The organism is Sphingobacteriaceae bacterium (genome assembly GCA_016715905.1).
In the GTDB taxonomy this organism is placed as follows: domain Bacteria; phylum Bacteroidota; class Bacteroidia; order B-17B0; family Aurantibacillaceae; genus Aurantibacillus.
Map to the genome: position 1 here is coordinate 220,018 of JADJXI010000020.1, position 12,264 is coordinate 232,281.

The following is a 12,264-nucleotide window of genomic DNA, read 5'->3' on the forward strand; positions in this document are numbered from 1 at the left end:
TAAAATTAATGTTTATCGGCTATTTTTATAGAAGTAATGGGATGAATTTCCCAGGCTGTTCCTCGCCAGTTTTTTGGATTACCCGGTTTTGTATTTTCCGCCATGTTATCATGTTCTTCGTCAAACAACATCCAACCTTCTACTTCTATCCATCGGCCTAAATATTTTGCGCGCAGCATTTTTGTACTCCAATCAATTCCTTTTGCGGCCATAATTTTTCTGATTCTGGGGGTTACTTCAATAACCATCACTTCTTTTTTATCATAGCTGTTTGGATTTAAAACTAAATCAATGTGAGTATCCCTTAAATTTTTGTCTTTGGTTTTACAATTACAAGTTTCTATGCCACCCACTTTCACGTCTTTTACATAGCCTGTTATTTTTGCCGCTGAATGAGTGCTCCATCGTTTACTATCTTCGCCTTTGGCTAACACAGCTTTTAAACTAATGTTTGCATCAAAATTTTCGGCATTCGGAAATTGGGTACGGTTTTTTAAAAGATTGAGTGCTTGTAAATGTTTGGACTTAGCATTTCCTTCAAGTGGACAAGAATCTAAATGGTTTACAGTCGGTTTATTATGGGGGGCCGGATTTTGCGCACACGCCGATTGCAGAAAAAATATTAAGGTATAAAGGAAACCGGTTAAAATAAAGCGCATAATTACTTTTCTATTTTTTTAAGCAGGGATTTTAAATTTTCTTTTTTAGAGTTACAATAGTCATAAGCGTACTTAAAAATTTCATCCGCCTTATTTAAATCAAAAATATTATAGCGGGTCATATCCGGTGCTTGTAAAAATAAATCACATTGTTTTGCTTTCTGTTCAATAATTTCCAACATGGAAAGGTGAATGCTTCTGTCGATAATTTCTGCTGCATTTAATTTTGTGGTGGATTGATGTAATGAATTGCAATACGACCCAATCAACAAATTACATTTTTCGCGTAAAGGTTCAATGGGTAAATTATTGATAACACCACCATCTACGCCCACCGTGTTTTGAATGTTAACCGGTTGGAATAAAAAGGGTATGGCCGATGTTGCCATTAAAGCTTCAGAAAGTTTGCCTTGATTTAAGTACATGGCTTTTCCGTTTTGAATATCGGTAATGGTAATAAAAATTTCTTTAGGCAGATTTTGAATATAGTTATGCGGGAAATATTTTAACAGGGTTTGTTCTATAATATTTAAATTAAATAAACCTTCTTTTTTTAAATTGAAGTTAGAGAAACCGAATACCTTAGTTTCTTTAAATATTTTTAAAATATCGGCAATGGGATAATCTGCGGCATAAAAGGCAGAAACAATAGCCCCGGCACTGCTCCCGGAAAGTTTATCCGGATAAATTCCGTTTTCATTCAAGGCTTTTAAAACACCTAAATGCATGATGCCTCTTGCACCGCCACCGGATAAAGCTATACCTATTTTATTATCCATGAATAAGAGATTTAAAAGCGGATAAATATTTTTCTTGATTGGCTTGCACCGAATATTTTTCGAGCACTGTTTGTCTGCCGGCTTCGCCCAACTTTTGCCTCAGCGATTTATTTTGAATTAAAGCGCTAAGTTGTTTATACCAATCTTTTTCGTCTCCAATCAAAATTCCATTTACATTATTTTGAATTATTTCGCTGTTTACACCTACATTACTCATGATAGTGGCTACACCGCAAGCCATATAAGTTAATCCTTTGAGTCCGCATTTACCTTTGGCCCAATCATTATCGGGTAGGGGCATTAATCCAATATCTATTGCATTCAGTTCTTGCACTTCATTTTCTTCCTTCCAGATAACCGATTCGATTTCAAGTTCGGGATGACTATATTTAGTTTGCGCAATTATTTTAAAATAAATTTGATCATTAAATTCTTGTTTCAGTTTTTTTAAAATTGGGATTAAAGTTTCAAAATGTTTAATGGTGCTTATACTCCCGCTCCAGCCAATACATATTTTTTCTTTATATCTTAATTCAGGCATGGGTTTATGAATATGGCAATCTACAGTGGTAGGAATGATCCGGGTATTTGGATTGTGCGATTTTGCTTTTTCAGCCAGATACTTATTTCCGGCAATTACCAAATGTGCATATTTTATATTATCAAAAAACTTTTCGGGCTTTTTCAGCCAGGCCCATTTTTTATTTCCGGGACTAGTATCTGTTAACCAAATACTGTCATCAAAATCAAAAATAACTTTTGCTCCACTTTCAAAAGCTTTTTTTTCGAATTTGGAGTTACCCAAAAAATTAGCTTCTCGCTGAATAAAAATAATATCGTAGCGGTGAAAATTATTAACATCTTTTTTGCGCTGCAATATAGAATTGAAGATTATTTTTGATTTAGTAATGGAATTTCCGGCGCTGTAAAATAATAAATCATCTTGTTCATTTAATAAATAAGACCAAGTAAAATTAAACCCCTGACTTTCTAAAAACGGCAGATATTGTTCAAAACGGTAACGCTGCGATGGAGAGCGCTTTGGGCGGAGAGCGCAAAGAATAAGAACCTGAGGCATGAATTTTTACTATTACGAAAGCTTTTTAATTAATTAAGTACTTCCAAATTTAAATCCCAGCGTTGATTTACTTCCGGTATTTTCGATTTGCAAATGTGAAACGTCTTCCAGCGTAAGTATAACTAAGTCTTCTTTCTTACGTTCTGCAGCAGGTATTCCGGCCAAACGTAAATTTTGTTTCATTACCACATCGCCCACAATTTGTCGTGCTGAACGCGCATTACCAAAAAAGGCATCTCGGTTATCATATAAAGCGGTTAAATAATTTCTCAAATGCGATTCTGCTTCCGGCGTTGGGGTTAAAGTTTCTTTCTTCAGCAAATTACGGGTAATTTCCCACAACTGTTCAGGTTTATAATCATCAAAAACAAAAGTTTTATCGAAGCGTGATTTAAAGCCGGGATTACTTTCAATAAACACATGAATATTTTCGGTATAGCCGGCAACAATAACCCCAAATTTCCCCCGCTGATCTTCCATGCGTTTTAAGATTACTTGAATGGCTTCTTGTCCGAAATCATTTCCACCTCCTTTATTTGCCAAAGCGTAGGCTTCATCAATAAATAAAATTCCGCCCATGGCTTCTTCAATTTTTTCGGCAGTTTTTGTGGCGGTTTGTCCTACATACCCCGCTACCAAACCTTCACGATCTACTTCTACCACGTGTCCTCTTTCTAAAACGCCGAGTGCTTTGTAAATTTTAGCGATGATTCGCGCAACTGTAGTTTTGCCTGTACCCGGATTACCCGTGAAAACGGAGTGCAAAGAAAATTTATTCACCACATCTTTACCGGTTTCATTGTAAAAACGAATTAATTTAACGAGTTCCTGCAAATCTTTTTTCACTTTATCCATGCCCACTAATTCATTCAATTCGGCTAAGGCTTCATTTAATTGTTTATCGTTTATACTGAGTTTTAATTTTTTCTTTTGTTCAGTTAAAAATACCGATTGTAAATCTTCGAGAGTGATGGTGCTTAATTCCTCATTATTTAAGTCATTAAGATTACTCAGTTTCATTAAGCGCAAGCCCATATCTTGTTTGGCTTCATCCACCACTGCATTTACAAAACGTGCGTTTCCGAAATTTTCATCACGCACTCTATAAGCCTCAGTTAATTGTTCTTTTAAATATTCATCCGCTTCGGGCGAAAAGCTTACTTGTTTTTTATTCGCGGAATATTGTGCTATGGCATATAATTCTTCCGGCAGGTAATCATCAAAGTGGAAATATTGGGTGAAGCGGGATTTAAGTCCGGGATTAGATTCAATAAAACTGCGCATTTGTTTGGGGTATCCGGCTCCTATGATGGCTATATCTCCTTTACCATCGCTCATTTCTTTCAATAAAATTTCAATTACTTCTTTGCCAAAATCTTTACTGTCATCATCCGAACGAGCCAAGGAATAAGCTTCATCAATAAATAATATTCCACCTCTTGCACTATCAATCATTTTTTTGGTTTTAGGTGCTGTTTGTCCGATATACTCACCTACCAAAGCCGCGCGATCTACTTCAACTACATGACCCTTCGAAAGCAAGCCCATTTTGTGATAAATTTTACCGAGCATATTTACCACGGTTGTTTTTCCAGTACCCGGATTGCCGGTAAAAATGCTGTGTAAACTTAATTTAGAAGAATCTTCAAAACCTTTTTCTTTGCGGAGTTTAGTAAAGTTTAAGTAAGTAATATTTTCTCGAATAGATTTTTTGACACTGTCTAATCCAATGAGGGCATCCAATTGAGCCAATAATTCATCCAGGGTTTGTTTATCTTGCAGTTCATCCGCTACTGTTTTTGTAGCAACCCCCGAAGATCCGGCGGTTATGGCTTGTTCAATGGTTTTGATTAACGGATTTTCTCCTTCAATCACAGCGTCACCGCATTCAAAAGTAGTGGCGCCAATGAGTACATCATTAAAAACAACTTCTACTAAATACTTATCATCAATCCAAATTCCGCCGGTTTCCGATCCCCAGGCTTTTTCAAAGGTGTAGGTAAAATCTTTTTTATTGGCATCAACAAATCCGGTTTGCTGTAAGGATGCTTTATGTTGTCCGGCATCATCATAAAAGTTGATGAACATTTCATAATGATAATCGAGTTGAGAAATGTTTTTAAATTTTACTTCTGTCCAAATATAACGCGTATCTTTTTTGCTGAAGGTTTTCAGGTATTTACGATTCCGTTCCTGCCATCCGTTTTTATTACTCTCATACAACTTAATGTGTTCTACTTCAAAATAAGGATTGGAATTATTACTTACCAAGCCAACTTCGTTTACGTGAAAAACTTGCTCGCCAATAAAAACATCATCTATATAGGCCATCCACTTATAGCTTCCTTTTTTCCAGAATTCTCCCTTATTTTCCACGCCCCAACCATCACGCAGGTAAAAAATATTCTCTTCTTTTTTTACTTCAATATTTAATTCGCGATTGCAAATTTCTTCTTTACCTTTTAAATCGGTGCATTTCAGATTTACTTTAGCCTTCCAATCTTCCTCATCAAATAATTTATTGTAAATTGATAATTCAACTCGTATATAATCTATTTCAGCTTTATCAAATGAAACACGGTAGCGTTTTAAATTGTTGGCCATCCACTCATTGTTGCAAAAAGTAAGCAGGCCTTTAAATTTGTATCTTTTCTCCATAACAATACTAATATCATAAAAATATCAAATTACAGGGAAAAAAAGAAGTGTTGTTGAAAGAACTTTGCTTTTAACTTAATATAAGGCCGTTAGCTTTTAAATTAAATCAGGAACAGATTGATTATTCCTGAAAATTAAAGTAAAAGTGTAATTTTGTGGGCTTGAATTTTAGCTTTGACATAATTGAGATACTAAAAGTAACCATGGTGCTTTTTGCCGTTATTGATGTAATTGGTTCAATACCTATCATCCTTAACCTGAAAGAAAAAGCCGGAAGTATTGATGCTTTTAAAGCTTCGTGGGTATCCTTATTAATCATGATTTTATTTTTGTTTGTCGGAAATTCCATTTTAGATATTATTGGTATTAAAGTGCAGGATTTTGCCATTGCCGGTTCTTTTGTTTTGTTTTTTATTGCACTGGAAATGATATTGGGCATAAAAATTTCAAAAGAAGAAGCTCCGGCCACAGCCTCGGTTGTACCGCTTGCTTTTCCGTTAATTGCCGGAACCGGTACTTTAACCACTTTACTTTCCATTCGGGCGGAATATAATATTCTTTCCATAATTATAGCCATTATTATTAATGTGGGTATAGTATATGTGGTTTTGAAAAAACTACATGTTTTAGAAAGGATTTTAGGAGTAGGGGGCATTGCCATACTCAAAAAAGTGTTTGGCGTTATTTTATTAGCCCTGGCGATTAAACTTTTTAGAACTAATACCGGTTTGTAAAGGTTTCCATAAACGTATGTGTGTTTGAAAAATAAATTAAGTGATTTTTCTTTAAAAAGTAATATACAAAATTGCATATCTTAGTAAGATGAGACAGGCAATAATATTAATTATTTTTTTGATTGGATTAATCGGTGCAACACAGGCGCAATCTTTTATTCGTTCTGAATTAAGCACAACCTTAACTACTCCTTGGGAGCTTACTTATGGCCCTGATAATTATTTATGGATAACCGAAGCAGGTGGTGTTGTTTCCAAAGTTGATCCGGCAAACGGAAATAAAACAATTGTATATACGGCTTCCGATTATTTTAATGGTGATGTTTCAGAAAAATTGGCTTTGTGCCATCAGCCGGATATTCAAAAGGGCACTTTAGGCTTGGCACTACACCCTCAATTTTTAAATCCTGCTACAGCTTTTATTTATTTTGTTCATTCTTATAACAGTAATACGCTTACTCCTTCTACAAAATTTAAAATACGCCGTTTAAAATGGGATCATGGAACTTCTCAGGTAGTAAGTGATACCACAATAGTAAATGATCTCCCAAATGGGTATGATCATATTGGTGGTCGTTTGCTTGCTGTAAGGCAAGGCACTAACGATTATTTGATTTTTAGTACAGGAGATAACGGAATATCAGAAGTAAATGCCCCCACTTGTTATACGCCACAAATTAACAACCCAAATAATTATGTGCAGGATGTGAATTATAAAAACGGCAAAATACATCGTTTTAATTTAGATGGGAGTATACCGATTGATAATCCGGTTTCCGGAAATTCCATGTACACACGTGGTCATAGAAATCCTCAAGGATTGGCCTATAATCCATCTACCGGAATTTTATATGAAATAGAACACGGCGACAGAACGGATGATGAAATAAATATTTTAGAAAAGGGAAAGAATTATGGATGGAAAAATGTACGGGGTTATCATGCCGACAATAATTATCCCGGTGAATCTGCATTTGTAAGTTCCTATACACTTACCCCGGGCATCAACGGTGATGGATTAAAAGAAGCTTTTTATTCGTGGTGCGCAACTTCACAACCTACTACGTCCGTTTATGCGGATTGGTGTACCGTGGCCCCATCGGATGGAATATATTATAATAGTAGCGGTATTCCGGGTTGGAACAATAGCATTTTGGTGGTTACTTTAAAAAACGGACTAACTACAGATATGGAAATGTATAAGTTTCAACTTTCAATAGATGGAATGTCACTAGTGCCAAGTACAACCTTAAATCCAAATCCGAGCAAATTTTTTGGCGCTGATCAAGCTCAAAATGGTAGATTAAGAGATATAGCCTATTCAACGGATGGTAAAAAGATATATTTGATTAATAATGGCGGAGCTGATAGAGATAAAATAAGTGTTTATACACTGGATCCAAATCCCGGTTTTAATGAGCTTGAAATTTTAAATCAAGCCTTGCGTTGTTATCCGAATCCGGTAAGCGAACAATTAAGTATTAGGTGTAGTTATCCAATACATGAAATAAAAGTTGTAGATCTTATGGGGAGATCAATTTATTCGAGTATGCGGGAATTTGATTCAATAAATACTACAGGTTTTGGGCAAGGCACCTATCTTTTATCGGTTAAATTAGAGAATGGTGGCGTACTACATAAACGATTTATGGTAATGAGCAGGTAGTTTAAAGTCAGGGCTTATATTTCAGTAAATTTTATTTCTTAAATCATTTGTTTTTGCCAACTTTGCACTCATTAATTATGAAGCGTCAGAAAGTAAAAACAATATTAAATTTAAATCCCGAAAATCAGGAAGTGCTGGTTAAAGGTTGGGTTAGAACATTCAGAAGCAATCGTTTTATTGCGTTGAATGATGGATCAACTTTACATAATTTACAAGCTGTAGTTGATTTTGAAAATACGGCAGAAGAAATATTAAAAAGAATTACTACCGGTGCTGCCATTGCTGTGCAAGGTAAATTAATTGCCTCCCAGGGAAAAGGACAGAAGGTGGAATTGATGGTGGATAAAATTGAAATTTTAGGAGACAGTGATCCGGAGAAATTTCCTTTACAACCTAAAAAACATAGTTTGGAATTTTTACGAGAAATTGCACATCTGCGTTTCCGCACAAACACTTTTGGTGCTGTTTTCAGAGTAAGAAATAGTTTGGCGTTTGCGGTACATAAATTTTTCAGAGAAAAAGATTTTGTTTACATCCATACACCCATTATTACCAGTTCAGATGCTGAAGGTGCAGGGGAAATGTTTCACGTTACCAATTTTGATATTGCTAATCCTCCTAAAAATGAACAAGGGGAAATTGATTACAAAGAAGATTTTTTTGGGAAAGCAACTAACTTAACGGTAAGCGGTCAGTTGGAAGGTGAGTTGGCAGCCATGGCATTAAGTGATATTTATACATTCGGTCCAACTTTTAGAGCTGAAAACAGCAATACCACGCGTCACCTCGCCGAGTTTTGGATGATAGAACCCGAAATGGCTTTTTATGATTTAAATGACAACATGGATTTAGCAGAGGAAATGCTAAAGTATGTGATTTCTTATGCCTTGCAAAAAAATGGAGATGACATTGAAATGCTGGCGCAAAGATTAAAAGAAGAAGAAAGTCAAAAACCGCAAAACGAAAGAAGTGAATTGGGTTTAATAGAAAAGTTAAAGTTTTGTTTAGAAAATAAATTTGAGCGAATTACCTACACGGAAGCAGTAGATATTTTAAGAGAAAGTAATCATAACAAGAAAAAGAAATTTCAATATTTAGTGGGGGAATGGGGCGTTGATTTGCAAAGTGAACATGAACGTTATTTGGTAGAAAAACATTTTAAAAAGCCGGTAATTTTAACAGATTATCCAAAAAACATTAAAGCATTTTATATGCGTCAGAATGATGATGGAAAAACCGTGCGGGCCATGGATATTTTATTTCCCGGAATCGGGGAAATGGTAGGGGGGAGTCAGCGTGAAGAGCGATTAGATAAACTGGTTACGCGTATGCAAGAGATGGGTATACCTCCTGAAGAATTAGATTGGTATTTAGATACGCGACGCTTTGGAGCCTGTGAGCATGCAGGTTTCGGATTAGGATTTGAACGTTTGGTTTTATTTGTAACCGGTATGACCAATATTCGCGATGTGATTCCATTTCCGCGTACACCAAAAAATTGTGAGTTTTAATTTTTGCATGCGCAAAGTCATTTTAATTATCTGCATTTTCTTTAGCACGTTTTTTGCACGGGCCGGATTATTCAGGGCCTATTACCTCAATAGTTCCGGAGATAGTGTGTTCGGTAAAATAGAAGTAAAAGCCATGAAGTTTTTTGAAGACTCGGCAAACTTTTATGAACTTCAATATGGTTTGTTATTTGTAGCTAAAGAGGGAAAAGTAATATACATCAAACCATCGGCTAATATTAAAGAAGTGGGATTTTGGTTTGGAGGAAAATTAAATAAAATGCATTGCCTGAAAAGAAAAGAGGCTGTTGGTTCTATTTTAGTGCGAAAGAAAAAATATATTTTTTTAGCTGTGGCTTTAAATGGTCCTATTAGTGTATATCCATTAATGCATCGTAAATTATTTGGCTGGTTGGGTTATTTTGGAGATATCAGTTTTTACAACAAACACGATGAAAAACACATCAGGTGGAATTTAAGAAGGAACACCAATGATTTTGTGGAATTTGCAGGTATGTGCAGGGAAGCTTCTGAATCGGCAAAAAAAAGCGGCATCTTTACTTTAGATGACGCCTTTGCATTTGTATATACCTATAACAAATACTGTTCTTATTAAATTAATTTAAATTTATCAGCATCCAGCCCGGCCGGAAAATTTTTTCGGAATTTATCGAGTTCATTCTTTTTTAATTCAACAGTACAAATTCCGGGCGCTCCGTTTTTAAATTTTGCAAGCGAAATTCCCTTTGCGTCTATTACAGTACTATTGCCGCTGTATTCAATTCCATTTCCATCTTTCCCAATTCTGTTCACGCCGGCAACGAAACATTGATTTTCAATGGCACGGGCTATTAATAATTGCTCCCAAGGGTAAGCTCTGGCTTTAGGCCAATTGGCCACATAAATCAAAACATCATAGTCCCAACTTCCTTTTTCAGTGAATTTATTTCTGCTCCAAACCGGAAAACGTAAATCATAACAAACTAGCGGGCAGATTTTCCATTTTCCGATTTTAATAATTAGTTTATTTTTTCCGGCAGTATATTCTTGATCTTCTCCGGCCATTCTAAATAAATGGCGTTTGTCGTAGTGTTGATGTTTTCCGTTTGGGTAGGCAACATATAATCTGTTATAATATTTGTTTTTTTCTTTTATCGCTACACTACCCATTAAAACTGTTTTTTTCTTTTTCGCCTCTGCCAACATCCATAAAAGTGTACTTCCGTTTTCCTCTGCTTGTTTTTTTGGATTCATGGTAAAACCGGTGGTAAACATTTCAGGCAAAACAATTAAATCTGTTTTTGATTTGATGGAAGCAATTAATTGATGGAAGTGAATTAAATTAGCTACCTGGTCTTCCCAGTAAATTTTGGATTGAATTAAACTTATTTTCATTGACAATATTTTTGAAATGCGGTAACGGCGGGTTTATAATTATTTTGCGCAGCTATTTTTAAATCAGCACAGGGATTTTCTTTTAAATTCACTTTTACTACACCTCTCCAATAATAAGCTTCAATATAATTTTTATTTAAAATTAAACATTTATCTAAATCCAACTTGCATTTCGAAAAATCTTGCATTTTACCATAGGCAATCCCTCGTTTAAAATAAAAATCAGGTTCATCAGCGTCTCCTTGAATGCAAAGGTCATAAACAGAAATCGCTTTTTCGAGTTGATTCATTTCATTATAACAATTAGCTAAAATAAAAAGTGCTTTTGCGTTATTAGGTTCACTTTTTAAAACATATTCAGCATCGCTGATTGCTTTGGCTATGTCCATTTTATTGTAATAGGCTGAAGCGCGACCGATATAGGATTTAGTATTTTCTTTTAGTTTTATGGCTTGATTAAAACTTTTTATGGCCTCATCACTTTTATTTAGTTTCAACAACACCAAACCCAGATTATAGTAACCTTTGTAATTTTTTTCATTCACACGTACCGCTTCGGTCAGATATTGTAAGGCTTCGGTATCTTTATTTAACATCATCTTTTCAGTACCCAAACTGTTTAAAGCAACAAAAGATTCGGGATATTTTTTTACGACATCCGTGTATAAATTTTCTGCACTGCTCCATATACGCATGCGTGAAAAACTTATTATGGGCAGAATAATGATTAGTAAAATCGAACTATATTTTAAAACGCGCTCTTTTTGTGCAATACAATAAACCGGCAATAAACTAAAGAAAAATAAGGCCATGTACATATAACGGTCGGCATAGAGTGATTCGCCAAAAGGTATAAATTGTAAAACCAGTATTAAATTAATAAGTGGTAAACTAATGAGCGCGAATAGTTTAAATGATTTCTTGTAAAATAAATAACTTAATAAAATAATGACAGCGCTAAAGAAGGTGATTCCGCTTATTAATATAAACGAATTAAATTCAGGATAAGGATGTAAGGCCGATAAGCCAATGGGAAAAGTGAAAAAGCCGATATATTTTAATAATGCAAATCCGCCAAAAGCAAAACGCTGGTAGTAAGGAAAAGCATGCGAATAATTAATGAATAAATCAGCACTTTGTGTTTTCATATTGATGATACCAAATATTATTGCAATAATTAGAAACGGAATTTTATGCAAAACATATTTTAGTTTAAAATCATTGTTTTGAAAAATATCCAATGCAATAAATAGAAGTGGTAAAATAACGGCTGAAGGTTTACTTAAACAGGCCAGAAGAAAAAATAAAAAAACTTTTAAGTATTTGCTTTGCGAGCTGCTTTCAATAGGGTTCAAATAAGCATGTATGGAAAGAAAAGCAAAAAATACCCAGAGTACATTTTTCAATTCACTTATCCAGCCTACACTTTCAATTTGTAGGGGATGTAAAAGAAATAAAATGGCAATTACATTTGCCGGACCTTTGTTTTTAAAAAGAATAAGCCCAATTCGAAAAGCTAAAACCCCATTCAATAAATGAATCAGAATATTGAAAAGGTGATGTCCGCCTACGTTTGTTCCTGCCAATTTCCAATTCAGGGCATGAAAAAACATGGTGAGCGGAATGTAATTACCTACATAGTGACTGGAAAAAAAAGCAAAAAGGTTAAAACTGCGTACATCCTTGTTTTTAAATACCATTTCGGGGTCGTCCCAACTAATTGCCGGGAAATTCAAAAACTGCAAATACAATAGCAAAGTAATGCAAACTGCAATTATCACTATAAA

At 34.9% G+C, this 12,264-nt stretch carries 10 protein-coding genes; 4 read left to right on the forward strand and 6 right to left on the reverse strand.

The genetic code is table 11. The features are described from left to right. Positions 1-5 precede the first annotated feature (5 nt). The 4 genes from IPM51_16400 to IPM51_16415 are packed head-to-tail and all read right to left on the reverse strand — an operon-like array spanning position 6 to position 5,174. Entirely contained in the window at positions 6-659 is a 654-nt protein-coding gene (locus IPM51_16400; protein ID MBK9285877.1) for a hypothetical protein, read from the reverse strand. A gap of 2 nt (positions 660-661) precedes the next feature. Further along, positions 662-1,438 carry a patatin-like phospholipase family protein gene (locus IPM51_16405; GenBank protein MBK9285878.1) on the reverse strand — a complete coding sequence of 259 codons (777 nt, stop codon included), beginning with the start codon at positions 1,436-1,438 and terminating at the stop codon, positions 662-664. Beyond that, positions 1,431-2,516 (reverse strand): glycosyltransferase, encoded by a 1,086-nt coding sequence (locus IPM51_16410; GenBank protein MBK9285879.1) that lies wholly within the window; start codon positions 2,514-2,516, stop codon positions 1,431-1,433. Before IPM51_16410 ends, IPM51_16405 begins: the two co-directional genes overlap by 8 nt. A 33-nt stretch (positions 2,517-2,549) precedes the next feature. Next, a complete protein-coding gene (locus IPM51_16415; protein ID MBK9285880.1) occupies positions 2,550-5,174 on the reverse strand; it encodes an AAA family ATPase in 2,625 nt (874 codons plus the stop codon). 203 nt (positions 5,175-5,377) lie between these two features. Between IPM51_16415 and IPM51_16420 the strand changes: the two genes are divergently transcribed. The 4 genes from IPM51_16420 (at position 5,378) to IPM51_16435 (ending at position 9,698) form a co-directional block, all read left to right on the forward strand. Further along, positions 5,378-5,908 (forward strand): MarC family protein, encoded by a 531-nt coding sequence (locus tag IPM51_16420; protein MBK9285881.1) that lies wholly within the window; start codon positions 5,378-5,380, stop codon positions 5,906-5,908. Between the two features lie 88 nt (positions 5,909-5,996). Next, a complete protein-coding gene (locus IPM51_16425) occupies positions 5,997-7,574 on the forward strand; it encodes a PQQ-dependent sugar dehydrogenase (GenBank protein ID MBK9285882.1) in 1,578 nt (525 codons plus the stop codon). A gap of 77 nt (positions 7,575-7,651) precedes the next feature. Next, positions 7,652-9,085, forward strand: a complete 1,434-nt coding sequence (gene asnS / locus IPM51_16430) for an asparagine--tRNA ligase (GenBank protein ID MBK9285883.1) — start codon at positions 7,652-7,654, stop codon at positions 9,083-9,085. A 7-nt stretch (positions 9,086-9,092) separates the two neighbouring features. Next, positions 9,093-9,698 (forward strand): hypothetical protein, encoded by a 606-nt coding sequence (locus tag IPM51_16435; GenBank protein ID MBK9285884.1) that lies wholly within the window; start codon positions 9,093-9,095, stop codon positions 9,696-9,698. Here the strand turns inward: IPM51_16435 and IPM51_16440 are convergent. Both IPM51_16440 and IPM51_16445 read right to left on the reverse strand, forming a co-directional pair. Beyond that, positions 9,695-10,477 (reverse strand): amidohydrolase, encoded by a 783-nt coding sequence (locus IPM51_16440; GenBank protein MBK9285885.1) that lies wholly within the window; start codon positions 10,475-10,477, stop codon positions 9,695-9,697. The two genes, IPM51_16435 and IPM51_16440, sit on opposite strands and share 4 nt — an antisense overlap. Further along, positions 10,474-12,258 (reverse strand): tetratricopeptide repeat protein, encoded by a 1,785-nt coding sequence (locus tag IPM51_16445; GenBank protein MBK9285886.1) that lies wholly within the window; start codon positions 12,256-12,258, stop codon positions 10,474-10,476. The genes IPM51_16440 and IPM51_16445 overlap by 4 nt, the downstream gene beginning before the upstream one ends. Positions 12,259-12,264: the final 6 nt, after the last annotated feature.

Coding starts and splice junctions, on each gene's coding strand:
- IPM51_16405 (MBK9285878.1), bottom strand. CDS start 1,438: ATGGATAATAAAATAGGTATAGCTTTATCCGGTGGCGGTGCAAGAGGC.
- IPM51_16415 (MBK9285880.1), bottom strand. CDS start 5,174: ATGGAGAAAAGATACAAATTTAAAGGCCTGCTTACTTTTTGCAACAAT.
- asnS (MBK9285883.1), top strand. CDS start 7,652: ATGAAGCGTCAGAAAGTAAAAACAATATTAAATTTAAATCCCGAAAAT.
- IPM51_16425 (MBK9285882.1), top strand. CDS start 5,997: ATGAGACAGGCAATAATATTAATTATTTTTTTGATTGGATTAATCGGT.
- IPM51_16420 (MBK9285881.1), top strand. CDS start 5,378: ATGGTGCTTTTTGCCGTTATTGATGTAATTGGTTCAATACCTATCATC.
- IPM51_16435 (MBK9285884.1), top strand. CDS start 9,093: ATGCGCAAAGTCATTTTAATTATCTGCATTTTCTTTAGCACGTTTTTT.
- IPM51_16410 (MBK9285879.1), bottom strand. CDS start 2,516: ATGCCTCAGGTTCTTATTCTTTGCGCTCTCCGCCCAAAGCGCTCTCCA.
- IPM51_16400 (MBK9285877.1), bottom strand. CDS start 659: ATGCGCTTTATTTTAACCGGTTTCCTTTATACCTTAATATTTTTTCTG.
- IPM51_16440 (MBK9285885.1), bottom strand. CDS start 10,477: ATGAAAATAAGTTTAATTCAATCCAAAATTTACTGGGAAGACCAGGTA.